Raw genomic sequence first — 25,899 nt, forward strand, 5'->3', positions numbered from 1 at the left:
GAATATCGCCCCCGTGTCTTATGGCGCTCATGAGCGCCATAAGCAGGTGCCCAGCCTAGTTGTCGTAACCCAGGTTCGGCGCCAGCCAGCGCTCCGTTACGCTCAGGTCCTGGCCTTTGCGCGCGGTGTAGCTGGCGACCTGGTCCTTGTCGACCTTACCCACGGCAAAGTACTGCGCCTGCGGGTGGGCGAAGTACCAGCCGCTGACCGCTGCCGCCGGGAACATCGCGTAGTGTTCGGTCAAGAACACACCGCTGCGCCCGGCCTGCATCTCGCGGGCCTCGGGGTCGAGCAGCTGGAACAGCTGGGCTTTCTCGGTGTGATCCGGGCACGCCGGGTAACCGGGAGCAGGGCGGATGCCGCTGTATTGCTCCTTGATCAAGGCCTCGTTATCCAGTTGCTCGTCCTTGGCATAACCCCAATAGTCTTTACGCACTTGCTGGTGCAGCCACTCCGCGCAGGCTTCGGCCAGGCGGTCGGCCAGGGCCTTGACCATGATCGAGTTGTAGTCGTCCCCCGCATCCTGGTAAGCCTTGGCCACTTCTTCGGCGCCGATGCCGGCGGTGGTGATGAAACCCCCGATGTAGTCGGTCACGCCGCTGTCCTTGGGCGCGACGAAGTCGGCCAGGGAGAAGTTCGGCTTGCCGTCGGTCTTGATGATCTGCTGGCGCAGGTGGTGCAGCCTGGCAATCGGTTGGCCATCGTCGCCATAGACTTCAAGGTCGTCATCCTGCACCTGGTTGGTCGGCCAGAAGCCGAATACCGCACGGGCGCTGATGAGTTTTTCGTCGATCAGCTTCTTGAGCATTTCCTGGGCATCGGCATACAGCGCGGTAGCCGCTTCACCCACTACTTCATCGGTGAGGATGCGCGGGAACTTGCCGGCCAGGTCCCAGGAGATGAAGAACGGTGTCCAGTCGATGTACTCGGCCAGCACGTTGAGGTCGATATTGTCCAGCACCCTGGCGCCGGTAAAGGTTGGCACCACCGGGGTGTAGCTGCTCCAGTCGAACTGCGGCTTCTTGGCAATGGCCGCCGGGTAGCTCAGGCGCTCGGTGCGCGCGCTGCGGTTGGAGGTGCGTTCACGCACGTCGATGTATTCCAGTCGGGTCTTCTCGACGAAACCGGCCTTCAGTTCCTTGGACAGCAACTGCGTAGCCACGCCCACGGCACGGGAGGCGTCGGTGACGTAGATCACCGCGTCATTGCTGTACTTGGGCTCGATCTTCACCGCCGTGTGCGCTTTGGAGGTGGTCGCACCGCCGATCATCAACGGCAGGTGGAAGTCCTGGCGCTGCATCTCGCGGGCCACGTGCACCATTTCGTCCAGGGACGGCGTGATCAGGCCGGACAGGCCAATGATGTCGCACTTCTGCTCCTTGGCCACTTGCAGGATCTTTTCCGCCGGCACCATCACGCCCAGGTCGACGATGTCATAGCCGTTGCACCCCAGCACCACGCCGACAATGTTCTTGCCGATGTCATGCACGTCGCCCTTGACCGTGGCCATCAGGATCTTGCCCTTGGCTTCGGGCTTGTCGCCTTTTTCCAGCTCGATGAACGGGATCAAGTGGGCCACGGCCTGCTTCATCACGCGGGCGGATTTGACCACCTGGGGCAGGAACATCTTACCGGCGCCGAACAGGTCGCCGACGATGTTCATGCCGGACATCAGCGGGCCCTCGATCACTTCGATCGGGCGCGCGAACGACAGGCGCGACTCTTCAGTGTCCTCGACGATATGGGTGGTGATGCCCTTGACCAGCGCGTGTTCCAGGCGCTTGTTCACCGGCCAGCCGCGCCACTCTTCGGTCTCGGCTTCCTTGACGCTGCCGTCGCCCTTGTACTTGTCGGCGATGGCGAGGAGGGCGTCGGTGCCTTCCGGCGTGCGGTTGAGCACCACGTCTTCCACGGCATCACGCAGTTCGGCCGGGATCTGGTCGTAGATCTCCAACTGGCCGGCGTTGACGATACCCATGGTCAGGCCGTTGCGGATCGCATACAGCAGGAACACCGAGTGGATCGCCTCACGCACCGGGTTGTTGCCACGGAACGAGAACGACACGTTGGACACGCCACCGGAGGTCAGCGCATAGGGCAGCTCGTCACGGATATAGGCACAGGCATTGATGAAGTCGACGGCGTAGTTGTTGTGCTCTTCGATACCGGTGGCGACCGCGAAGATGTTCGGGTCGAAGATGATGTCTTCCGGCGGGAAGCCCACTTCGTTCACCAGGATGTCGTAGGAGCGTTTGCAGATTTCTTTCTTGCGTGCTTCGGTGTCAGCCTGGCCGGCTTCGTCGAACGCCATCACCACCACGGCCGCGCCGTAGCGCTTGCACAACTTGGCGTGGTGAATGAACTGCTCCACGCCTTCCTTCATGCTGATGGAGTTGACGATGCCCTTGCCCTGGATGCATTTGAGGCCCGCTTCGATCACCTCCCACTTGGAGGAGTCGATCATGATCGGCACGCGGGAGATGTCCGGCTCACCGGCGATCAGATTGAGGAAGGTCACCATGGCCTTCTTCGAATCCAGCATGCCCTCGTCCATGTTGATGTCGATCACCTGGGCGCCGGCTTCCACCTGCTGCAGGGCGACTTCGAGGGCTTCGGTGTAGTTGTCTTCACGGATCAGGCGGGCGAACTTGGCCGAGCCGGTGATATTGGTGCGCTCGCCGACGTTGACGAACAACGAGCTGCGGTCGATGGTGAACGGCTCCAGGCCCGACAGGCGGCAGGCCTTGGGAATGTCCGGGATCGGGCGCGGGGCATACCCGGCCACAGCCTTGGCGATGGCTTCGATATGCCCCGGCGTGGTGCCGCAGCAACCGCCGACGATGTTCAGGAAGCCGCTTTGGGCGAACTCTTCGATGACCTTGGCGGTTTCTGACGGCAGTTCATCGTACTCGCCGAACTCATTGGGCAGGCCGGCGTTGGGGTGCGCCGACACATGGGTGTTGGCCTTGTTCGACAACTCTTCCAGGTAGGGGCGCAGTTCGCTGGCGCCGAGGGCGCAGTTCAAACCGACCGAGATCGGCTTGGCGTGGGCCACGGAGTTCCAGAACGCTTCGGTGGTCTGGCCCGACAGGGTACGGCCGGAAGCGTCGGTGATGGTGCCGGAGATCATGATCGGCAGCTCCACGCCCAGCTCCTCGAACACCCCTTGTACGGCGAAGATCGCGGCCTTGGCGTTGAGGGTGTCGAAGATGGTTTCGATCAGGATCAGGTCGGCGCCGCCTTCGATCAGGCCCTGGGTGGCCTCGGTGTAGTTTTCCACCAGCTCATCGAAGGTCACGTTGCGGTAGCCGGGGTTGTTCACGTCTGGCGACAGCGAGCAGGTGCGGCTGGTCGGGCCCAGCACGCCGGCGACGAAGCGCGGCTTGGCCGGGTTTTCGTGGGTCTTGGCGTCGGCCACTTTACGCGCCAGGCGAGCGCCTTCCACGTTCAGTTCATAGGCCAGCTCTTCCATGCCGTAGTCGGCCATGGAGATGCGCGTGGCGTTGAAGGTGTTGGTTTCCAGAATATCGGCGCCAGCGTCCAGGTACGCCTTCTCGATGCCACCAATCACGTCGGGGCGGGTGAGTACCAGCAGGTCGTTGTTGCCCTTGACGTCGCTCGGCCAATCGGCGAAGCGTTTGCCACGGTAGTCCTGCTCCTCGAGCTTATAGCTCTGGATCATCGTGCCCATGCCACCGTCCAGGATCAGGATACGTTCCTTGAGGGCGTGGTGAAGGGCTTGCAGACGAACGCTTCGGTCGGACATGGGACTACTCTGGTCAGGCATTTCGGAGGGCGTGAATCATAACAAACCTGCGGGCTTTTGGAGCATGTTGAGCTTTTGCATGAATATCGCTCATGTTGCTGGGGTGCATGGCCCGGTAGAATCACGCCACTTCAAATACCGCACGCCTTGAATCGGGACCGGATACATGTCACTTCGTTTAATCGTCAGCGCCGTCCTGGCCTTGATAGCCAGCAGCGCTCAGGCGGAAGGTCCCGTTTCGGCGATTTCCTACACCCGCGACATCCAACCGATCTTTACTGAAAAGTGCGTGGCCTGCCATGCCTGCTATGACTCCGCTTGCCAGCTCAACCTGGGCAGCGCCGAGGGCGCAGCGCGCGGTGCAAGCAAGATGCCGGTGTATGACGGCGAGCGCAGCCACGCCACGCCAACGACGCGTTTGTTTTATGACGCATTCGGTAAGCAGGCGTGGCAGCAGAAGGGCTTCTATTCGGTGCTGGACGCCCAGGGCAGCCAGGCTGCGCTGATGGCGCGCATGCTGGAACTGGGCCACAACGCGCCGCTGGCGCCCAATGCCAAGCTGCCCGACAACATTGTGCTGGGGCTCAACCGCGAAAATATGTGCGCAACGCCCGGCGAGTTCAATGCCTATGCTGGCGCTCATCCCAAGGAAGGCATGCCGCTGGCGGTCACCGGCCTGACCGATCAGCAGTACCAGACTTTGCAACGCTGGCTGGCCTCCGGCGCGCCGATTGACGAGCAGGGCCTGGCGCCGAGCGCCAGGGAAGCGTTGCAAGTGCAACAGTGGGAAAACCTGTTCAACCAGCCGGGCGCCCAGGAAAGCCTGGTGGCGCGCTGGCTGTTCGAGCATTTGTTCCTGGCGCATATCTATTTCGAGAACGGCGAGCCGGGGCATTACTTCCAGTGGGTGCGTTCGCGTACGCCCAGTGGCCAGCCGATTGACCTGATCGCCACCCGTCGCCCCAACGACGACCCAGGCACCCAGGTGTATTATCGCCTGTGGCCGGTGCAGGGCGTGATCGTGCATAAAACCCACATCACTTACCCCTTCAGCGCGGCGAAGATGGCGCGGATCAAGGCGTTGTTCTACGCCGGCGACTGGCAAGTCACGGCCTTGCCAGGCTACGGCCCTGGAAGCCGCGCCAACCCGTTCGCGACATTCGAGGCGATCCCGGCTAAAGCGCGTTACCAATTCATGCTCGATAACGCCGAGTACTTCGTGCGTACCTTCATTCGCGGGCCGGTGTGCCGTGGGCAGATCGCTACGGACGTGATCCGCGATAACTTCTGGACGCTGTTCCAGGACCCCGACCACGACCTGTACATCACCGATGCGCGTTATCGTGGCCAGGCCACGCCGTTGCTGGCCATGCCTGGGCAGAATGACGACGTGGGCAGTGTGCTGAGCCTGTGGCTGGCCTATCGCGACAAGCGCAACCAGTACGAAGCCTTGCGCCGTGACAACTATGCAGACCTGCCGGCACCGAGCTGGTCGACATTGTGGGCGGGCAATGACAACGCCTTGTTGAGCATTTTCCGCCATTTCGACAGCGCCTCGGTGACCAAGGGCCTGATTGGCGAGGTCCCGCAGACGATGTGGCTGTTCGACTACCCACTGCTGGAACGCACCTATTACCAGTTGGCGGTGAATTTCGACGTGTTTGGCAACGTCTCGCACCAGGCTCAGACCCGGCTGTATTTCGACCTGATCCGCAATGGCGCCGAGCAGAACTTCCTGCGCCTGATGCCCGCCGACACCCGCGAAGACTTCATGGACGACTGGTACCAGAACAGCGGCAAGCTCAAGCTGTGGCTGGACTACGAGGCGATTGACGATGACAAGGCCAGTGGTTTGCACCTGAGCGAGCAAGACCCCAAGCGTGACTTCGCCAACCAGTTGCTGACCCGCTACGGCCATCTGAACGCCAGCCCCGACCCGATCAACCGCTGCAGCGGCGCGTTCTGCTCCCGCGACGGCATCGACCCGGCTTTGCAGGATGCCGAACAAGCCCTGAGCCGCCTGACCTCGCGCCCGGCGGCAGGGCTCAAGGTGATCGAGCAATTGCCCGAAGCCACGATGCTGCGCATCGAAACCGCCAGCGGCAAGCGCGAGGTTTACAGCCTACTGCGCAACCGTGCCCACAGTAACGTGGCGTTCCTGCTGGGTGAGGCATATCGCTATCAGCCGGGTCTGGACACAGTGACGATCTACCCAGGCGTACTCAGCAGCTACCCCAACTTCATGTTCAATATCCCGGCCCGGCAAGTGCCTGAGTTTGTCGCGCAGATGGAGCAGGCCAAGGACGCCAAGAGCTTCGAGAAAATCGTCGACCGCTGGGGTGTGCGCCGTAGTCACCCGCTGTTCTGGCAGTACTTTCATGATTTGTCGCAGTACATCCACGAAACCACGAAGGTAGAAGAGGGCGTATTGGACATGAACCGCTATGAGAACCTATAACTAGGCGCATTGATCCGGTCATTTCTCCACTCGGGGGCTGAAGCAGTCGGATATCTGTCGACAGACTGGAAAAGGTACTCCGACGATGTTGATCTCAGTGCAGGCGCTACGTGCCTTGGCGGCGTGGATGGTGGTGGGTGTTCACTTCATGCAGTTGTTTTTCGACTTTGAGGCACATAACGCGCTGGAGTATCTGCTGGCCGATAAAGGCGGTATCGGGGTGGATATATTCTTTGTCATCAGTGGCTTTGTGATCTTCTTGGCTACCGCGGACAAAGCCCTGACCCCTTGGCGTTTCATGCTTATGCGCGTGGCAAGGATCGTCCCGGCCTATTGGTTTTATACCCTGTTGATGATTGTTCTGGTTGCGACTGTGCCCTCGGTGTTTCCCCAGGAGCATCTTGAGCCGAGCTATGTGCTTATGTCCTTGCTGTTCATCGCAGCGCCAAGTGAACCGGGTGTGGAGGTCTATCCACTGCTGGGTGTTGGATGGACCCTGAACTTCGAGATGGTGTTCTATGTATTGTTCTCGGTCGCTCTGTTGTTTCGCGAATCCTATCGGTTGTGGGTCGCGGCAACGCTGCTGTATCTGGTGTGCTATATCGGCCCCGCCCTGGGGTTGGCCAGCGGGTTCTACAGCAACGGCATCGTGCTGGAGTTTCTGATGGGAGTTATGCTCGGCATGTTGTATCGCCGTGGTTTGTGCAAGGCCAGGCCGTGGCTGCCGGTGCTGGGTATCATCGTTGCGTTAATGGCGATTTATCACGGGGCCGATATACCGCGTGCGCTGGAATGGGGAGTGCCCAGCGCGATAATAGTCATCAGTTGTGTGGCGTTGGAGCCCTGGTTTCAAGGCTCGCGCTTTTTGAAGTTGCTCGGGGATTGTTCCTATTCGGTGTACTTGATCCACGTGCCGGTGCTCGCCGTTGGGTATTTTGTTGCCCAGAGAATGGACGTAGACCCTTACGCGATGCTGCTGATGTGCATCGTGGTGATAGCGTTGGGCGCTTATGCAAGCTATCGCTGGCTGGAGAAGGCAACCTATCGTGTGCTCAAGGGTTGGCTGGGCGTTGAGGATTCGGCAATTATTTCCCGACAAAAATACTAGGACTTTGTACCTCTGTAATGATTTGGCGTAAACTGCGGGCAAGCCTGTGAGGAGTTTCCATGACTGCCATAACCATTACCGACGCCGCCCACGATTACCTGGCTGACCTGCTGTCCAAGCAGAACACCCCGGGTATCGGCATCCGCGTCTTTATCACCCAGCCCGGCACCCAGTACGCCGAGACCTGCATTGCCTACTGCAAGCCCGGTGAAGAGAAGCCTGAAGACACTGCCCTGGGGCTCAAAAGCTTCACCGCGTATATCGACGCCTTCAGCGAAGCCTTCCTGGACGACGCCGTGGTCGACTACGCCACCGACCGCATGGGCGGCCAGTTGACCATCAAGGCCCCCAACGCCAAGGTGCCGAACGTCAACGCCGACAGCCCGGTCAATGAGCGCATCAACTACTACCTGCAAACCGAGATCAACCCGGGGCTGGCCAGTCACGGCGGCCAGGTGAGCCTGATCGACGTGGTGGATGACGGTATCGCCGTGTTGAAGTTCGGCGGTGGCTGCCAGGGCTGTGGCCAGGCGGACGTGACCTTGCGCGAAGGTATCGAGCGCACGCTGCTGGAGCGTATTCCTGAACTCAAGGGCGTGCGTGACGTGACCGATCATACGCAGAAAGAAAACGCCTACTACTGAGTAAGGTGTTCACTGCGAGCATAAAAAACGGCGCCCCGTGAGCGCCGTTTTTTTATGCTTTTAATTCAACAAGTTGCATTACTTGCTTAACGCCCTCTGTAGGAGCGAGCTTGCTCGCGAAAAGCGTCAACGATAACGCGTGCTTCCTGAATAAACTCGGCGCCTAGGGTTTTCGCGAGCAAGCTCGCTCCTACAGGGATTAGGGTAAGCCCCCGACATAATCAGGGTCTGTAAAGGTGGGCATGCCCAGCCCGATACAACGACGACTCACTGAAACTGTCGCTGGCCAGCACTCGGCCTACCACAATCAGCGCCGTGCGCCGGAACCCCTTGGCCGCTACTTTGGCGGCAATATCTGACAGGGTGCCAACCACCCAATCCTGATCCGGCCAGGTCGCCCGGTGCACCACGGCAATCGGGCAGTCGGCGCCATAATGCGGCAGCAGTTCGGCGACGATCTTCTCCAAGTGATTGACCCCGAGGTGAATCGCCATGGTCGTACCGTGACGAGCCAGGCTGTCGAAGTCTTCACCAGTCGGCATGCTGGTTTTATCGGCATAACGGGTCAGGATCACGCTTTGGGCGATGTCCGGCAGGGTCAGTTCGGTCTCCAGCAAGGCCGCGCACGCCGCCACTGCCGTGACCCCGGGAATAATCTGGAAAGGGATGCCCAGCTCACGCAAATGGCGGATTTGTTCGCCAATCGCCCCATACAGGCTGGGATCGCCGGAATGCACCCGCGCCACATCCTGGCCTTTGGCATGGGCCGTCTTGATCAGCTCGATGATCTGTTCCAGGTGCAGTTCGGCGCTGTTGACCACCTGGAGTGCCTGATGACCCTCCAGTACGGCGGCGGGCACCAGCGAGCCGGCGTAGATGATCACCGGGCAACTGCGGATCAGCCGCTGGCCCTTGACGGTGATCAATTCCGGGTCGCCGGGGCCGGCGCCGATAAAGTAGACGGTCATGGAGAAGTCCTGTTCAAAAACGGGCGAGCATGAACACGGCTCATGCTCAAGAGCAGCAATTATCGGGATTTTAGCTCGCGCAGGCCAATGCAAGGGTGGCCTGTACGCTTTTCTGGCGGGTGATCAGCAGGCGTGCAGGGCCATTGGACAGGTGTTCGGCCAGGGCCAGGGCGGCGCTTTCGGCCACGCCGTAACAGCCGGTGTGGGCAAAAGCCAGCGCTGAGCGATGGCTCAGCCGATGTTCATAGCCCGACAGTTGCTCGGCGCTGAAGCACTGCAAGGGCAGGTTCAACCGCTGAGCCAGCACCAGCAGCCCAGGTTCATCGCGTTTGCGGTCAATGCTTGCCAACGCGGTCACGCGTGAGCGATCAATGCCTGCCTCGGCCAGGGCGCTGTCCAGCAACGCCAGCAGGCTGTGAACCTCACAGCCGCGCTGGCAGCCTAAACCGACAACCAGGATCATGCCGAGTATTGGTCGTCGCGGCTGCGGCGGAACAACCAGGCGCTGATCAGGCCCAGGGCCAGCCAGAAGGCGACGTTGGTCAAGTGCGAGGCGATCTTGAACTGCGCTTCGAGCGCCTCCGGGGCCAGCATCGAATGTACCTCAGGTTGCGGCGCGCCGATGAAGTGGGGTACGGCAAGGATCGCCAGCCCAAGGCCTTTGAGCAGCCAGTTGCGGCCGAACACGATCAGCGCCAGGCCGGCGGCGGTGGAGGCTGCGGTGCCGATCCACCAGGTCTGGCGCAGCGTCAGGTCAGCCGCCGCAGTGCCCGGCAGTTCCGGTGGCAGTCCCAGGGTGGGTGCCAGTACAAAGGTCACGTAGCCGGCGAGGCCCCAGAGCAGGCCTTGGGCTGTGCGGGTCGGCTCGCGAAGCGTGTAGAGGCCGGCGAGCATCAGTGCAAAGCCTACGGCCACCACCAGATTACCTCCAGTGGTGGACAACACACGCTGCCAGCCATCTTCCGGCTCCCAGGCTTGGGCATCGTGGCTGTGGGCAGCAGCGCCAGCGGTGTGCTCGTGCACCACTTGCGCGGCTGGCGGGGCTTTTTCAAAGCTTTCCGCCTGCAGAATCAGCGGTGCCACCCAGAAACTTTGCAGCAGGGTCAGCAGCAAGGCAGCCAAAAGCCCAGTGAACCCTGCGGTTTGCGCAATACGCTTGATCATGTCGGCAGCTCTCAATGGCACGGGAACGCGGCGCTATGGCGGGTATCGTGGGCGGCGTTGTGCACCGCCTCTATATGCGAGAACCCGGCGAAATACACCAGGCACGCGCCGAGGATCGACGCACCGATGGCGGCGGTCAGGCGTTGGCTGAGGGTGGCGGTGCTAGTGACGGTGTGCGAAGTGCTGCTGATGATCGACATGGCGCGTCCCTTTCAGGTGTCAGGGTGAAACGAGCGCATGAAAACCCCACGCGCCAGGCACGCAGGGTTCCGAACAGCGCCCGCCCACCGCGGGTTTGTTATCTGGATTTTTCGGGCCGGTCTCCGGGCTTGCGAGGGGCGGCTCTTGAAAGAGTCCTCCTGAAAGCATCGCCTTCCCATGCAAAAGCACAGTGGCCGTGACGCTTCGCTCGCTTACCGTTGCGGGGGCAGCACCGGACTGGTCATAGATCTATGACGCACCGGTTTCCCGTTTCACCCTGTGAAGGGCACCCGAAACAAGAGGTGTAGGAGAGCATGGGCCGGGGACGGTAGTCAAATGCTGCAAGCCCCTGTAGCCTTGCACCCTCGAGGTTCTTCGGCCCAGGCCGAAGCTAAGAAGGGAACGCGGTTCAAGCCGCGGCTGCCCCCGCAACTGTGAAGGGTTCAGTTGACTGCCACGCCACTGCCGATAGGGCGGGAAGGCGCAGTCAGCGTCGGTCGCAAGACCTGCACACCCCAAGCCAGGAGACCTGCCTCGCCACTGATTTTCCACTTCAACCGGGCGGGGTGATCCGGTGACGAAATCCGCTGCTGCGCGTCGCCGCAGGGCCTGTCGTCCCGTATGCCCGCCCCAAAGGGCATCCGATGAAAACACTGGCCAAACTTCCCGTCACCATCGTTACCGGCTTCCTCGGCTCGGGCAAAACCACGCTGTTGCGCCATATGCTCGACAACGCGCAGGGCCGTCGCATTGCGGTGATCGTCAACGAGTTCGGCGAGCTGGGCATCGACGGTGAAATCCTCAAGCAGTGTTCTATCGGTTGCACCGAAGAAGAAGCCAATGGCCGCGTCTACGAGCTGGCCAACGGTTGCCTGTGCTGCACCGTGCAGGAAGAGTTCTTCCCGGTGATGCGCGAACTGGTCGCCCGTCGCGGTGACCTGGACTATATCCTCATCGAAACCTCGGGCCTGGCCCTGCCAAAACCGCTGGTACAAGCGTTCCAGTGGCCAGAAATCCGCAACGCCTGCACGGTGGATGCGGTGATCACCGTGGTCGACAGCCCGGCCGTGGCCGCCGGTACCTTTGCCGCCTTCCCGGACCAGGTCGACGCCCAGCGCAAACTTGACCCGAACCTGGACCACGAGTCGCCGTTGCATGAGCTGTTCGCCGATCAACTGGCCAGCGCCGACCTGGTGATCCTCAACAAAGCCGACCTGATCAGCGCCGAAGACCTGGCCCGCGTGCGCCTGGAAGTCGCCGAGGAACTGCCGCCCGCGGTGAAGATCATCGAAGCCAGCAGCGGTCGCCTGCCCCTGGACGTGCTGATCGGCCTGGGCGCCGGTTCCGAAGCGCATATCGACGGGCGTCACAGCCATCACGACCATCACCACGAGGGTGAGGACGACCACGATCACGATGCCTTCGACTCCATCTCCATCGACTTGCCCCAAGCCGATGAGGCGCTGCTGCTCGACGCCCTGACCCAATTGGTGGTGCAGCACGGCATCCTGCGTGTGAAAGGGTTCGCCGCGATCCCCAACAAACCGATGCGCCTGCTGATCCAGGGCGTGGGCACGCGCTTTGACAAGCACTTCGACCGTGCCTGGGGCGCTGACGAAGCACGCACCACGCGCCTGGTGCTGATCGGCCAGGAACTGGACGCAGCCGGCCTCGAAGCGCAATTGCGCGCGGCGCTCAGCGTTTAACCATGCACCTGCTCAGGACCCAACCCGGTGGTTTCGTCGCGGACGACAATATTGCCGACCTTGGCCAGACCCCCGCTGAGCTGGTGATCCTGTGCAGCGGCGATTCCAGCCTGGCGCTGCTCGCCGAAGCCGCCCAGCAATTGCCCGAGGATTACCCCAGCCTGCGCCTGGCCAACCCGATGCAGGTGCAGAACCATGCCTCGGTCGACCTGTACGTCGACGAGGTACTGCGCCACGCCAAGGTCATCCTGTTGTCATTGCACGGCGGCATCGGGTATTGGCGCTACGGCATCGAGCGCCTGGTGGAGTTGGCCGAACGCGGCGTCACCCTGATCCTGGTGCCGGGTGACGACCGCCCAGACCCGGAACTCAGCGGCCTGAGCACCGTTGCTGCCGAACACCGCGAGCGCCTGTGGCACTTCCTGCGCCAAGGTGGCCTGGGCAATGCCCTGGATTTTTACCACTGCCTGGCCAGTGCCCACCTGGGCCGCGACTATGCCTGGGCAGAACCGCAAGCGCTGCCGCGCACGGCGATCTATCACCCGCACTGCGCCAATGCCCGCCTCAATGACTGGCAGGCCGATTGGCACGCCGACTGGCCCGTGGCTGCGGTGCTGTTCTACCGCTCCCATTTGCAGGCGGCCAATACCGGTTTTATCGATGTGTTCTGCCAGCGCTTACAGGCGGCGGGCCTCAACCCGTTGCCTATCGCGGTGGCCAGTTTGAAAGAACCCGGCTGCCTCTCGGTGGTCGAGGACCTGCTGGATGACGTGCAAGCCGCGGTCATTCTGAACACTACCGGCTTTGCCCAATCGAGCCCGGAAGCGCCGCATTTGCGCCCGTTTCGCCGCAATATCCCGGTGATCCAGGCGATCTGTGCCCAGGACAACCAACCCGGCTGGCAGGCCAGCGAACAAGGCCTGGGGCCCCGCGACCTGGCGATGCATATCGCCTTGCCGGAGCTGGACGGGCGCATCATCAGCCGGCCGATCAGTTTCAAGGACCTGGCCTGGCGCAGCGAGCGCAGCCAGTCGGACGTGGTGTGCTACCGCGCAGCGCCCGAACGCATGGATTTTGTCGCTGAGCTGGCACGCCGTTGGGTCGAGTTGGCGCGGGTGCCGAATGCCGAGAAACGGATTGCGTTGATCCTCGCCAACTACCCGACCCGCGACGGTCGCATCGGCAACGGCGTAGGCCTGGACACCCCGGCGGCAGCGCTGAATATCCTGCGTGCCTTGCAAACCGAGGGCTACCCGGTGGCGGATGTGCTGCCCGACAGCGGCACCGCGCTGATCCAGGAACTGCTCGGCGGCGTCACCAACGACCTCGACAGCCTCGACCTGCGCCCCTGTCATCAAAGCCTGGGCCTTGTGGAATACCAGGCGATGTTTGATCGCTTGCCTGCGTCCAATCGCCAGGCCGTGCTGGAGCGTTGGGGCGCCCCGCAAAACGATCCGATGTGCCGCGATGGCCGCATGATGATCGCCGGCCTGCGCCTGGGCCTGACCTTCGTCGGCATCCAGCCGGCCCGGGGTTACCAGGTAGATGCCAGCGCCGTGTACCACGACCCGGACCTGGTACCGCCCCATGGCTACCTGGCGTTCTATTTCTGGCTACGCCATACCTACGGCGCCCACGGCGTGATCCACGTGGGCAAGCACGGCAACCTGGAATGGCTGCCCGGCAAAGGCGTGGGCCTGTCGGAGCACTGCTGGCCGGATGCATTGCTGGGGCCGCTGCCGAATATCTACCCGTTTATCGTCAACGACCCGGGCGAAGGTGCCCAGGCCAAGCGACGCACCCAGGCGGTGATCATCGACCACCTGATGCCACCGCTGACCCGCGCCGAAACCTACGGCCCGCTGCGTGACCTTGAGTTATTGGCCGACGAATATTACGAGGCGCAATTGCTCGACCCGCGTCGTGCGCTGGAGCTGCAAAAAGACATCCTCAAGCTGGTACGCGAAACCCGTATCGACCAGGAGCTTGAACTGGGCAGTGAGGCGGACGCGGCGGTGTGGCTGCCGCGCCTGGATACCTACCTGTGCGACTTGAAGGAATCGCAGATCCGCGATGGCCTGCATATCTTTGGCGAGTCGCCCGAGGGCCGTTTGCGTATCGATACCTTGCTGGCGCTGTTGCGCATTCCCCGTGGCGATGGACGGGGCCCGCAGTCGAGCCTGCTGCGAGTGTTGGCCAAGGCATTCGACCTGGGATTTGATCCGCTCGATTGTGCACTGTCCGAGCCCTGGACGGGGCGGCGCCCGTTGGTGTTGCAGAAGATTGACGATCAGCTGTGGCGTACGGCCGGGGATACCCGTGAACGCCTGGAGTTGTACGCGGCGCGCTTGATCGAGCAGGCATTGGAAGGCCCCATCGAACAGTTGGAAGAGCCCGGCTGGCAGGAGGTGAAGTCGGTGATCGAAGGCCTGCGCATCGTCGTCGCGCCACGCCTGGATGCCTGTGGGCCGGCGGAGATGCGCGGCTTGCTCGATGCCTTGAGTGGGCGCTTTGTCCCGGCAGGGCCCAGTGGCGCGCCGAGTCGCGGTCGGCTGGATGTGCTGCCTACGGGGCGTAACTTCTTTACCGTGGACGTACGCAACCTGCCAACCACCACGGCCTGGCGTCTCGGTTTCCAGTCGGCCAACCTGATTCTTGAGCGGCACCTGCAAGACCACGGCGACCACCTGCGCCAGCTCGGCCTGTCGGTATGGGGCACCGCCACCATGCGCACCGGCGGTGACGATATCGCCCAGGCCATGGCACTGATGGGCGTGCGCCCGGTGTGGGCCACTGGCAGCCAGCGGGTGGACGATTTCGAGATCCTGCCGATCAGCTTATTGGACCGCCCGCGCGTGGACGTGACCCTGCGCGTGTCCGGGTTCTTCCGCGATGCGTTTGCCAACCTGATCCGCCTGTTCGACGCGGCGGTACAGGCGGTGGCGGCCCTGGATGAACCCGACGACATGAACCCGCTGGCCGCCAAAGTGCGCAGCGAACGCCAAGCATTGCTTGAGGCGGGCCTGGATGAAGGTGCTGCGGCCAAGCAGGCCGGCTGGCGCATTTTCGGCGCCAAGCCGGGTGCCTACGGTGCAGGCGTGCAGGGCGCGATTGACGGGCGCTTGTGGCAGAGCCGCGAGGACTTGGCTGAGGTCTACCTGAACTGGGGCGGTTACGCCTACGGTGGCTCCGATGAAGGCACCGCAGCCCGCGAGCAATTTGCCCAGCGTTTGAGCCAGGTGCAGGCGGTGTTGCAGAACCAGGACAATCGCGAGCACGACCTGCTCGATTCCAACGACTACTACCAATTCCAGGGCGGCATGCTGGCCGCCGTGGAAACCCTGAGCGGCGAAAAGGCCGCCAGCTACCATGGCGACCACAGCCAGCCGGACGTGCCGAAAATCCGCACCTTGAAGGAAGAGCTCAACCGGGTAATCCGTGCCCGCGCGGCCAACCCCAAGTGGATCGAGGGCGTGAAGCGCCATGGCTATAAAGGCGCGTTCGAGATGGCCGCAACCGTGGACAACCTGTTCGCCTTCGACGCTACCACTGCGCTGATTGACGATCACCAATACGCCTTGCTCGCCGATGCCTACCTGCTGGACCCTGACACCCGTGCCTTTGTGCAACAGCACAACCCCGATGCCCTGCGCGACATGACCGAGCGCATGCTCGAAGCCCAGCAACGTGGCTTGTGGCAGGCACCGGGGGCGTACCGCGAAGCCTTGGAAAACCTGTTGCTGGATATAGAAGAAGACAGCTGATGACTGATACTCCGCATTTCCCACTGTCCGCGGTGGTCGGCGCTGATGACTTGAAGCTCGCGCTGTGCCTGGCCGCCACCGACCCGAAGATCGGCGGCGTGCTGATCGAAGGGCCGCGGGGCATGGCCAAGTCGACTCTGGCCCGTGGGCTGGCGGACCTGCTGGCCAGCGGGCAGTTTGTGACCTTGCCCCTGGGCGCGACCGAAGAGCGCCTGGTCGGCACCCTGGACCTGGATGCCGCACTGGGCGAAGGCCGCGTACAATTCTCCCCCGGTGTGTTGGCCAAGGCTGACGGCGGGGTGTTGTACGTGGATGAAGTCAACCTGCTGGCCGACCACTTGGTGGACCTGCTGCTGGACGTAGCCGCCAGCGGCACCAACCTGATCGAACGCGACGGGATTTCCCATCGCCATGCGGCGCGCTTTGTACTGATCGGCACCATGAACCCGGAGGAGGGCGAGCTGCGCCCGCAGTTGCTCGACCGCTTCGGCTTCAATGTGGCCTTGAGCGGGCAGACCTTGCCCGCCGAGCGCGGGCAGATCATCCGGCGTCGCCTGGATTTCGACACTGACCCGGCAGCGTTCTGCGCGCAGTGGGCGCCAGCGCAAGCTGCCTTGCGCGAACGCTGCACCCAGGCGCGGGCACGGCTAGACAGCATCGCCCTGGATGACCAGGCGTTGGCCCGCATCACCGAGCGCTGCTTTGCCGCTGGGGTCGACGGCCTGCGTGCCGACCTGGTCTGGTTGCGTGGCGCCCGTGCCCATGCGGCGTGGCGTGGCGGCGCCGCTATCGAGCAGGAAGATATCGACGCGGTGGCGGAGTTCGCCTTGCGCCATCGCCGCCAGCAGCCAACCCCGCCAGGCGCGCCGCCCCAGCCGAATGGCGGGCCGTTATCGTCACCCTCTGACACCTCGCCCGGCCAAGGCCAGTGGGGCGATATGCCCGCACCCGCCTTGCCCACGGGCGCACGCCGCGATGTACCCACCTGGCCAAAAAAGCCCTAGGCATCCGCCCCCGACCTGACGCGGGTGCGGATGCCCGGCCCCAGGCGGGGCGATTGAACACCGGCCGGCAGGGCAAGGCCCGCAGCGCACAGCGCGGGGCGATCAATTGGCCGGGCACGTTGCTGGGTGGGCGGCCGCAATGCCGTGAGGACCTGCTGTTCCACTTGCGTAGCCGGTCGGCTCCTGAACTGTGGTTGGTGATTGTCGATGCCTCGGCATCCACGCGGCGCCATCGGGCGTTGACCGATGCCAAGGGGCTGCTGGCCCAGCTGTTTGACGATGCTTATCGCCAACGGGCGCGCATGGCGTTATTGACGGCCAGCGGGCAATCGCCGAAGTGGCAGGTGCAAGGCTTGAAGGCGGCGAAAGGCTTGGCCGATTGGTTGGGGCAGTTGGGAGCAGGCGGCGGGACGCCGTTGCTGGCTGCGCTGACCGAGTCGGGGCATTGGTTGGCGGCACGGCGCAAGCGCTATCCCGCCGAGCAACAGAAGTTGCTGGTGGTGACCGATGGGCGGCTAAAGGCGATTGGCGCGCTGCCGCGATTGGAATGCCCTGGGATGTTGATTGACATCGAGCGTGGGCCGATCAGGTTGGGGCGGGCTGAGGAGTTGGCGGTGGGGTTGCAGTTGGAGTATCGGCACATCGACAAGCTGTAGCGCCTGGGCTATCGCCATCGCAGCATAGGTATCTACACAACTCTGTAGCGGTCGACGGGAACCACGATGCGCAGCGAGCCGCTCTTGATCTTGATCTGCTTGTGATCTTGATCTCAGGCGCCCCGTTAAACCACGCTGGCCGGAATTCGACAGGGATTTGGGGGGTAAACCGGCAGGGATGCCGGTTTAGCCGCCCCGCGCCATGGATGGCGCGTGGCGGCGGCCCCCCAAATCACTGGCGGATTACGGGCACACCGAGCCTGAGCGAGGTGCCGAGTGGTGGGGCAAGAGCGTTTTGCTTACTTTTGCGCTTTTCAAAAGTGAGCCGCTGTAAAAGCGGAACCCTAAGTGGCCGTTACCGCAGAAATGGATATGTACACGGTCCACCTGTGTTGACTGCCAGGCCGCCTTCGCAGGCAAGCCAGCTCCCACATTGGATCGCGGGGCATCAGTTAGATCAGCGTCGGCTGCCAGGCCGTCTTCGCGGGAGCAAGCTCCCTCGCCACAGGTCCAGCGTCGCCTCGAAGTTGTGTAGATACCTATGGCCATCGCAGGCAAGCCAGCTCCCACATGGAATCGGCGCTGCGGTCAATTCTGTAGGAGCGAGCTTGCTCGCGAAAAACGTCAACGATAACCCGTGTTTGCTGAATGAACGCGGTGCCAGTGAGTTTTTCGCGAGCAAGCTCGCTCCTACAAAAGGCAAGCCAGCAGCGCGGTCAAAATGTGGGAGCTGGCTTGCCTGCGATGAGGCCCTCAAACACACCACACCTATCAGCCTGTCCCCGGCACATTCGGCCAAAGATCCGCCACCAGAAACAACCGCTCGGCTTCTTCCCACTCCTCACCGTTGGGCACCATGCGCACCAGCAACTGCGCCGGGGCCATTGGGTCCAGGTCTGCCAGCCAGCCTTTCATCTGCACTTCACTCCACACTTCATCGGCAGGGTAATGCGCGGGCGCCAGCCAGGCATGGCGGGGCAGGGGTTGCCAGCGGCCTTCTGGTCGGGTGCTGACAAAGTCTGTCCAGTCGCGCTGATGCAACCAGCGCCCACGCAGATGCTGGGGGTGAGCGCCGAGGGGGGAGAGCGCCGCGCCGGGCCAGGGGTAGAGCAGATAGCCGCCGAGCCACAAATGCGCATCGAACGCTTGGATATCCAGCGCCCCCAAAGCCTCGCGGCTTTCTGCCCGCGCGGACATTGGCAATTGATGCTCGGCCAGGTGCGCCAGCTTGCGGTCCAGCCGATCATGGCAGCCAGGCCCCAGCCATTGCGTAGCATCCTGGCCGTTGCCGTCCTGAGGGCCCAGGTAGAGTTTGATCGCCAGTTCCAGGTGGTGCACCCCATCGCGGTCGCGCAGCAGCATGTCCAGCTCGCCCAGCGTGTGCCCGGCACGGCGGATCGGCAGGTTGGCGGCCAGCAACTCCACCCCCGGCGCCTGCTGTACGGCAAATTGCCACAAGCGTTCGTAGTACAGGCCCAGGCGCCGAGTACGTGACAGGCTCAGCCACTGCTGCAACGCGCTGCTGTCCTGGTCCAGCTGGCGCAGCCAGGCTTCGAGTTGGTGAGGGGCTTGCACCCAGTCACTGCCCGCCAGCGGATGGCGCTGTGGCCAAGGCGTCTGCGCCAGCATCGGCGGCGCGAGCATCACCCACGCCAGGTCGCGCACCTCGGGGTGGCGCAGTTGGCGGGGCAGGGTGTGCAAGTCGGGGAATGGCGTCATGGTCCGAGCATAGCCTTTTCAGCGCGCAGAAGGTGCCTGAGAACCATTGTCATCAAGGCGTGGCGGCGACAAAGGATTTTGCCTGAGGCGGCCTTTCGCCCATAATCGCTCTTTTTGCCTCACCCCAGATTCCGCAGGAGCCCCATGGAGCAATTTCGCAATATCGGCATTATCGGTCGCCTGGGCAGTACCCAGGTGTTGGACACCGTCCGCCGGCTGAAGAAGTTTCTGCTCGAGCGCCACCTGCATGTGATCCTCGAAGACACCATCGCTGAAATCCTCCCTGGCCACGGCCTGCAAACCTCGTCGCGCAAGATGCTCGGCGAGGTGTGCGACATGGTCATCGTGGTCGGCGGCGATGGCAGCCTGCTCGGCGCCGCCCGGGCGCTGGCGCGGCATAATGTGCCGGTGCTGGGGATCAACCGTGGCAGCCTGGGCTTTCTGACCGATATACGCCCCGATGAGCTGGAAGTCGAAGTGGCCAAGGTGCTCGACGGCCATTACCTGGTGGAGAACCGCTTCCTGCTGCAGGCCGAAGTGCGCCGCCATGGCGAGGCGATCGGCCAGGGCGATGCCCTTAACGACGTGGTGCTGCACCCCGGCAAATCCACGCGCATGATCGAGTTCGAGCTGTACATCGATGGCCAGTTCGTCTGCAGCCAGAAGGCCGACGGCCTGATCGTCGCCACACCCACCGGTTCTACCGCCTACGCGCTGTCGGCCGGCGGCCCGATCATGCACCCCAAGCTCGATGCCATTGTGATCGTGCCGATGTACCCCCATATGTTGTCCAGTCGGCCAATTGTGGTCGATGGCAACAGTGAGCTGAAAATCGTGGTGTCCAAAGACATGCAAATCTACCCGCAAGTCTCCTGCGACGGGCAGAACCATTTCACCTGCGCCCCCGGTGACACCATCACCGTGAGCAAGAAGGCACAGAAGTTGCGCTTGATCCACCCGCTGGATCACAACTACTACGAAGTGTGCCGCACCAAGTTGGGCTGGGGCAGCCGCTTGGGAGGTGGAGGCGACTGATGCTCGATCCCGCGCGTAGCTACGACCTGATTGGTGACGTGCACGGTTGCGCTCATACCCTTGAGCACTTGCTCGACCAACTGGGTTACCACAAGCAGGGCGGCACCTGGCGCCATCCGTCACGCATGGCTGTGTTCCTGGGCGATATCATCGACCGCGGTCCACGCATCCGTGAGGCGCTGCATATCGTCCACGACATGACCGAGGCCGGCCAGGCGCTGTGCATCATGGGTAACCACGAGTTCAATGCGCTGGGCTGGACCACACCGGCCCCGCCGGGCAGCGGCAAGCAGTTTGTGCGTGAGCACAACCCGCGTCACGCCCGCCTGATCCATGAGACCCTGGCCCAGTTCGAACACCACCCGGCTGATTGGCACGACTTCCTCGCCTGGTTCTACGACATGCCGTTGTTTGTCGACGCTGGGCGTTTTCGCGTGGTGCACGCGTGCTGGGACGACAGTTTTATCCAGCCGCTGCGCGCGACCTTCCCGGACGGCTGCATCGACCAGCACTTCCTGCAAGCCGCCGCCGTACCGGGCAGTTTCGCCTGCAACGCGTTCGACCGCCTGTTGCGCGGCACCGATATGCGCCTGCCCGACGGCCTGACGTTGACCGGTGGCGATGGCCTGACGCGTTCGTTCTTTCGCACCAAGTTCTGGGAAGACGACCCCAAGACCTACGGCGACATCGTGTTCCAGCCCGACGCCTTGCCGGAACCGGTGGCGCGCACGCCGTTGTCGTCGACCGAAAAGAACTCCCTGCTGCGCTATGGCGTCGATGAACCGCTGTTGTTCGTCGGCCACTACTGGCGCAGCGGCAAACCGGCGCCGATCCGCCCGAACCTGGCCTGCCTGGATTACAGCGCCGTGCTGTACGGCAAGCTGGTGGCGTATCGACTGGACCAGGAAACCGAACTGGATCCGCGTAAATTCGTATGGGTCGACGTTGAGCGACCAGAGGCCATTCCATGAGTACCGTAGCTGTATTGCGCTTGCCCCTGAACGTCGATCTGGGGGGCTTCGTCAAGTTGCTGCAACGCATGCAAGTGCCCCATCGCGTCAGTGAGGAGGCGGGTGAACAGGTGCTGTGGGTGCCCGAAACCATCAGCGACGACGTGCGCGTGTTGTATCAACGCTTCCCCGCTGGCGACCCGGACCAGCAACTGGATATTCCCGAACAGGCGCCGGTTGCGCGGCCAGGTTTTGTCCAGCAGGTGCGCCACAGCCCGGTCACCGCGCTGGTGCTGCTGGCCAGCCTCATCGTCGCCGCTGTGACCCTGCTGGGTGAAAACCTGCAAGCCATGGCCTGGTTGACCTTCCTGCCTTTCCGGGTGCTGGGCGAGTACATCCAGTTCACGCCGCTGGCCGACACGCTGGCCTCGGGGCAGTGGTGGCGCCTGGTCACGCCGATGCTGATCCACTTCGGCATCCTGCATTTGGCCATGAACGGCATGTGGTACTGGGAGCTGGGCCGGCGCATTGAAGCGCGCCAGGGCAGTATCAACCTGCTGGGCCTGACCCTGTTGTTCAGCCTGGTCTCCAACTACGCGCAATACGCCTACGGTGGCCCCGGCTTGTTTGGCGGCTTGTCCGGCGTGTTGTACGGCCTGCTCGGGCACTGCTGGATCTTTCAATTATTGTCGCCCAACCCGGCCTATCGCCTGCCCCGTGGGGTGCTGGTAATGATGCTGGTGTGGTTGCTGCTCTGCCTGTCGGGGCTGGTCTCGATGATCGGTTTCGGCGAAATCGCCAACGCGGCCCATGTGGGCGGGTTGGTCATCGGTTGCTTGACGGGTTTGCTCGGCGGTTTGTACAACCGTCGCAAAGCGTCTCTTTGATAAGGAAGAGCCTTATGTCCTCTTTTGCTGAAATGATCGAAAACATCACCCCGGACATCTATGAGAGCCTCAAGCTCGCGGTAGAGATCGGCAAATGGTCCGATGGCCGCAAGCTTACCGCCGAGCAGCGCGAATTGTCGTTGCAAGCGATGATTGCCTGGGAGATCCAGAACCTGCCCGAAGAGCAGCGCACCGGTTATATGGGCCCGCAGGAGTGCGCGTCCAAGTCAGAACCGGTGGCGAACATCCTGTTCAAGTCGGATGCGATCCATTGATTGAAATTGGTCGCGGTGCAGTCAGCAAAATGTCGGCGCAACTCGGCGAGCCGACCGTTCAATACGCCTTTCGCCTGGGCGACACCGAGGTGCCGGTCAATCCGTTGATCGGCACCCATGTGCGCCTGGAATACCTGGGCGCGATTCATTGCAGCCATTGCGGGCGCAAGACCAAGACCAGCTTCAGCCAGGGCTATTGCTACCCGTGCATGACCAAGCTGGCCCAGTGTGACCTGTGCATCATGAGCCCCGAGCGTTGCCATTACGACGCCGGCACCTGCCGCGATCCGGGCTGGGGCGAGACATTCTGCATGACCGATCACGTGGTGTACCTGGCCAACTCGTCGGGCATCAAGGTCGGCATTACGCGTGCTACGCAGTTGCCCACCCGTTGGCTGGACCAGGGCGCCAGCCAGGCGCTGCCGATCATGCGCGTGGCGACACGCCAGCAATCGGGCTTCGTCGAAGACCTGTTTCGCAGCCAGGTGGCCGACAAGACCAACTGGCGCGCCTTGCTCAAGGGCGACGCGCAATCGGTGGACCTCAAGCAGGTGCGTGATGAGCTGTTCGCCTCTTGCGCCGAGGGCTTGCTGGGTTTGCAGGAACGCTTTGGCCTGCAAGCCATCCAAACCATTGCCGACATCGAGCCGATTGAAATCCGCTACCCGGTCGAGCAGTATCCGACCAAGATCGTCAGCTTCAACCTGGACAAGAACCCGATTGCCGAAGGCACGCTGCTGGGGATCAAGGGCCAATACCTGATCTTCGACACCGGCGTCATCAACATTCGTAAATACACGGCCTATCAGCTCGCCGTGCATCAGTAGAAGGATCCCCAGCATGCGCACCGAACAACCGAAGATGATTTACCTTAAGGACTATCAGGCGCCGGACTACCTGATCGACGAGACGCACCTGACCTTCGAGTTGTTCGAGGACCACAGCCTGGTCCACGCGCAGTTGGTGATGCGCCGCAACCCCGAGCGTGGCACTGGCCTGCCACCGCTTGTACTGGATGGCCAGCAGCTTGAGTTGCTGAGCGTCACCCTCGCGGATCAGGAGCTGACCGCCGCCGATTACCAATTGACCGACAGCCACCTGACCCTGCAGCCCCAGAGTGAAACCTTCACCCTGGACACCACGGTCAAGATCCACCCGGAAACCAACACCGCCCTGGAAGGCTTGTACAAATCCAGCGGTATGTTCTGCACCCAGTGCGAGGCCGAGGGTTTTCGCAAGATCACCTATTACCTCGACCGCCCGGATGTGATGAGCGTGTTCACCACCACGGTGATCGCCGAACAGCACAGCTACCCGGTGCTGTTGTCCAACGGCAACCCGATCGCCAGCGGCCCCGGTGAAGACGGTCGGCACTGGGCGACCTGGGAAGACCCGTTCAAGAAACCGGCCTACCTGTTTGCCCTGGTGGCCGGTGACCTGTGGTGTGTCGAAGACAGCTTCACCACCATGACCAACCGCGAAGTCGCGCTGCGCATCTACGTCGAGCCGGAAAACATCGACAAGTGCCAGCACGCCATGACCAGCCTGAAAAAATCCATGCGCTGGGACGAAGAGACCTACGGCCGCGAGTACGACCTCGACATCTTCATGATCGTGGCGGTCAACGACTTCAACATGGGCGCCATGGAGAACAAGGGCCTCAATATCTTCAACTCCAGCGCCGTGCTGGCCCGCGCCGAAACCGCCACCGATGCCGCCCACCAGCGCGTCGAGGCCATCGTCGCCCACGAATACTTCCACAACTGGTCGGGCAACCGCGTGACCTGCCGCGACTGGTTCCAGCTGTCGCTCAAGGAAGGCTTCACCGTGTTCCGTGACTCGGGCTTCTCTGCCGACATGAACTCGGCCACGGTCAAGCGCATCCAGGACGTGGCGTACCTGCGTACCCACCAGTTCGCTGAAGATGCTGGCCCCATGGCCCACGCCGTACGCCCGGACAGCTTTATCGAAATCTCCAACTTCTACACCCTGACCGTGTATGAAAAGGGCTCGGAAGTGGTCGGTATGATCCACACCTTGCTCGGTGCCGAGGGCTTTCGCAAAGGCAGCGACCTGTATTTCGAACGCCATGACGGCCAGGCCGTGACCTGCGACGACTTCATCAAGGCCATGGAAGACGCCAATGGCGCCGACCTCAGCCAGTTCAAGCGCTGGTACAGCCAGGCCGGTACCCCGCGTCTGGCGGTAAGCGAGGCCTACGATGCGGCGGCCAAGACCTATAGCCTGACTTTCCGCCAGAGCTGCCCGCCAACGCCGGACAAGGTCGAGAAACTACCATTCGTGATCCCAGTGGCATTGGGCCTGCTGGACGGGCAGGGCGCCGCGATCAACTTGCGCCTGGCCGGTGAAGCCACGGCTGTAGGCACTTCAAGAGTGATCTCGGTGACTGAAGCCGAGCAGACCTTCACCTTCATCGATATCGCCGAAAAACCATTGCCTTCGCTGTTGCGTGGGTTCTCGGCGCCGGTGAAGCTCAGCTTCCCGTACAGCCGCGATCAACTGATGTTCCTGATGCAGCACGACAGCGACGGTTTCAACCGCTGGGATGCTGGCCAGCAGTTGGCAGTGCAGGTATTGCAGGAACTGATCGGCCAGCACCAGGCGGGCCAGCCGCTCAAGCTCGATCAGCGCTTGATCGACGCGCTGCGCACGGTGTTGAGCGATGAAAGCCTGGACCAGGCCATGGTCGCCGAAATGCTCTCGCTGCCAAGCGAAGCCTACCTCACCGAAATCAGCGAAGTGGCGGATGTGGACGCGATCCACGCTGCCCGCGAGTTTGCCCGCAAGCAGCTGGCCGACAACCTGTTCGAAGGGTTGTGGCTGCGCTACCAGGCCAACCGCGAGCTGTCCAAGCAAACGCCTTACGTGGCAGAAGCCGAGCACTTCGCTCGGCGTGCCCTGCAGAACATCGCGCTGTCGTACTTGATGCTCAGCGGCAAGCCAGAAGTGTTGGCGGCCACCCTGGATCAGTTCGACACCAGCGATAACATGACCGAACGCCTGACGGCGTTGGCGGTGTTGGTGAACTCGCCGTTTGAAGCAGAGAAAGCCCAGGCCTTGGCGGTGTTTGCCGAAAACTTCAAGGACAACCCGCTGGTCATGGACCAATGGTTCAGCGTACAGGCCGGCAGCACCTTGCCGGGCGGGCTGGCGCGGGTCAAGGCGTTGATGGAGCACCCGGCGTTCACCATCAAGAACCCGAACAAGGTGCGCGCGCTGGTGGGCGCATTTGCCGGGCAGAACCTGATCAACTTCCATGCGGCGGATGGTTCGGGCTATCGCTTCCTGGCGGACCTGGTGATCCAGCTCAATACCTTGAACCCGCAGATCGCCTCGCGCCAACTGGCGCCGCTGACGCGCTGGCGTAAATACGACAGCGCACGGCAGGCGCTGATGAAAGCGGAGCTGGAGCGCATCCTGGGCGCGGGTGAGCTGTCCAGCGATGTGTTTGAGGTGGTCAGCAAGAGCCTGGCGTAACCCTCATTGCCTTAACGCGATCCCCCTGTGGGAGCGGGCTTGCTCGCGAAAGCGGTGGGTCAGTCATATTGATGTCGACTGACACGCCGCCTTCGC

The 25,899-nt window shown here is 62.4% G+C and carries 19 protein-coding genes and 2 riboswitches; of the genes, 13 read left to right on the forward strand and 6 right to left on the reverse strand.

Going from position 1 to position 25,899, the window contains the following annotated elements:
• Positions 1-55: 55 nt before the first annotated feature.
• Positions 56-3,766, reverse strand: coding sequence for a methionine synthase (gene metH, locus BUE92_RS04500; RefSeq protein ID WP_073522144.1), 3,711 nt, complete (start codon positions 3,764-3,766; stop codon positions 56-58).
• A gap of 166 nt (positions 3,767-3,932) precedes the next feature.
• Between metH and BUE92_RS04505 the strand changes: the two genes are divergently transcribed.
• The 3 genes from BUE92_RS04505 (at position 3,933) to nfuA (ending at position 7,976) form a co-directional block, all read left to right on the forward strand.
• On the forward strand, positions 3,933-6,224 hold the full coding sequence (locus BUE92_RS04505) for a fatty acid cis/trans isomerase (protein WP_073522145.1): 2,292 nt from the start codon (positions 3,933-3,935) through the stop codon (positions 6,222-6,224).
• Between the two features lie 85 nt (positions 6,225-6,309).
• Positions 6,310-7,332: an acyltransferase family protein gene (locus BUE92_RS04510; RefSeq protein ID WP_073522146.1), complete on the forward strand. Its 1,023-nt coding sequence runs from the start codon at positions 6,310-6,312 to the stop codon at positions 7,330-7,332.
• A gap of 59 nt (positions 7,333-7,391) precedes the next feature.
• The gene (nfuA, locus tag BUE92_RS04515) at positions 7,392-7,976 is read left to right on the forward strand and encodes a Fe-S biogenesis protein NfuA (protein ID WP_003190728.1); all 585 of its coding nucleotides are present in this window, start codon (positions 7,392-7,394) and stop codon (positions 7,974-7,976) included.
• Positions 7,977-8,197: 221 nt separating this feature from the next.
• Here nfuA and cobM read toward each other — a convergent pair whose 3' ends face one another.
• From cobM to BUE92_RS04535, 4 genes are all read right to left on the reverse strand, one after another.
• Entirely contained in the window at positions 8,198-8,944 is a 747-nt protein-coding gene (cobM, locus tag BUE92_RS04520; RefSeq protein WP_073522147.1) for a precorrin-4 C(11)-methyltransferase, read from the reverse strand.
• Positions 8,945-9,014: 70 nt separating this feature from the next.
• Positions 9,015-9,407: a cobalamin biosynthesis protein gene (locus BUE92_RS04525; RefSeq protein ID WP_073522148.1), complete on the reverse strand. Its 393-nt coding sequence runs from the start codon at positions 9,405-9,407 to the stop codon at positions 9,015-9,017.
• Positions 9,404-10,108 (reverse strand): CbtA family protein, encoded by a 705-nt coding sequence (locus BUE92_RS04530; protein WP_073522150.1) that lies wholly within the window; start codon positions 10,106-10,108, stop codon positions 9,404-9,406. The genes BUE92_RS04525 and BUE92_RS04530 overlap by 4 nt, the downstream gene beginning before the upstream one ends.
• An 11-nt stretch (positions 10,109-10,119) precedes the next feature.
• Positions 10,120-10,308, reverse strand: a complete 189-nt coding sequence (locus BUE92_RS04535; RefSeq protein ID WP_073522152.1) for a CbtB domain-containing protein — start codon at positions 10,306-10,308, stop codon at positions 10,120-10,122.
• A gap of 97 nt (positions 10,309-10,405) precedes the next feature.
• A riboswitch (cobalamin riboswitch) is annotated at positions 10,406-10,618 on the reverse strand.
• A gap of 42 nt (positions 10,619-10,660) precedes the next feature.
• A riboswitch (cobalamin riboswitch) is annotated at positions 10,661-10,860 on the forward strand.
• A 93-nt stretch (positions 10,861-10,953) separates the two neighbouring features.
• Here BUE92_RS04535 and cobW point away from each other — a divergent pair.
• Genes cobW through BUE92_RS04555 form a run of 4 tightly spaced genes read left to right on the forward strand, consistent with a single transcriptional unit; the run spans position 10,954 to position 17,439 of the window.
• The gene (gene cobW, locus BUE92_RS04540; protein WP_073522153.1) at positions 10,954-12,015 is read left to right on the forward strand and encodes a cobalamin biosynthesis protein CobW; all 1,062 of its coding nucleotides are present in this window, start codon (positions 10,954-10,956) and stop codon (positions 12,013-12,015) included.
• A gap of 2 nt (positions 12,016-12,017) precedes the next feature.
• The gene (cobN, locus tag BUE92_RS04545; RefSeq protein WP_073522154.1) at positions 12,018-15,779 is read left to right on the forward strand and encodes a cobaltochelatase subunit CobN; all 3,762 of its coding nucleotides are present in this window, start codon (positions 12,018-12,020) and stop codon (positions 15,777-15,779) included.
• Entirely contained in the window at positions 15,779-16,783 is a 1,005-nt protein-coding gene (locus BUE92_RS04550) for an ATP-binding protein (RefSeq protein ID WP_073522155.1), read from the forward strand. The genes cobN and BUE92_RS04550 overlap by 1 nt, the downstream gene beginning before the upstream one ends.
• A 53-nt stretch (positions 16,784-16,836) precedes the next feature.
• Positions 16,837-17,439: a vWA domain-containing protein gene (locus BUE92_RS04555; protein WP_073522156.1), complete on the forward strand. Its 603-nt coding sequence runs from the start codon at positions 16,837-16,839 to the stop codon at positions 17,437-17,439.
• A 771-nt stretch (positions 17,440-18,210) separates the two neighbouring features.
• Here the strand turns inward: BUE92_RS04555 and BUE92_RS04560 are convergent.
• The gene (locus BUE92_RS04560) at positions 18,211-19,158 is read right to left on the reverse strand and encodes a DUF1853 family protein (protein ID WP_073522157.1); all 948 of its coding nucleotides are present in this window, start codon (positions 19,156-19,158) and stop codon (positions 18,211-18,213) included.
• A gap of 144 nt (positions 19,159-19,302) precedes the next feature.
• On the opposite strand from BUE92_RS04560, the gene BUE92_RS04565 reads away from it, so the two are divergent.
• Genes BUE92_RS04565 through pepN form a run of 6 tightly spaced genes read left to right on the forward strand, consistent with a single transcriptional unit; the run spans position 19,303 to position 25,803 of the window.
• Positions 19,303-20,193 (forward strand): NAD(+) kinase, encoded by an 891-nt coding sequence (locus tag BUE92_RS04565; protein WP_003217892.1) that lies wholly within the window; start codon positions 19,303-19,305, stop codon positions 20,191-20,193.
• A complete protein-coding gene (locus BUE92_RS04570; protein WP_371915181.1) occupies positions 20,190-21,164 on the forward strand; it encodes a metallophosphoesterase in 975 nt (324 codons plus the stop codon). Before BUE92_RS04565 ends, BUE92_RS04570 begins: the two co-directional genes overlap by 4 nt.
• Entirely contained in the window at positions 21,161-22,030 is an 870-nt protein-coding gene (locus tag BUE92_RS04575) for a rhomboid family intramembrane serine protease (RefSeq protein ID WP_073522160.1), read from the forward strand. The genes BUE92_RS04570 and BUE92_RS04575 overlap by 4 nt, the downstream gene beginning before the upstream one ends.
• A gap of 14 nt (positions 22,031-22,044) precedes the next feature.
• On the forward strand, positions 22,045-22,305 hold the full coding sequence (locus BUE92_RS04580; RefSeq protein WP_005788688.1) for a YeaC family protein: 261 nt from the start codon (positions 22,045-22,047) through the stop codon (positions 22,303-22,305).
• A complete protein-coding gene (locus tag BUE92_RS04585) occupies positions 22,302-23,132 on the forward strand; it encodes a DUF2797 domain-containing protein (protein ID WP_003190752.1) in 831 nt (276 codons plus the stop codon). The genes BUE92_RS04580 and BUE92_RS04585 overlap by 4 nt, the downstream gene beginning before the upstream one ends.
• Positions 23,133-23,145: 13 nt before the next feature.
• Positions 23,146-25,803: an aminopeptidase N gene (gene pepN / locus BUE92_RS04590; protein WP_073522162.1), complete on the forward strand. Its 2,658-nt coding sequence runs from the start codon at positions 23,146-23,148 to the stop codon at positions 25,801-25,803.
• Positions 25,804-25,899: the final 96 nt, after the last annotated feature.

It is taken from the genome of Pseudomonas fluorescens (assembly GCF_001902145.1).
GTDB classification, from domain to species: domain Bacteria; phylum Pseudomonadota; class Gammaproteobacteria; order Pseudomonadales; family Pseudomonadaceae; genus Aquipseudomonas; species Aquipseudomonas fluorescens_BV.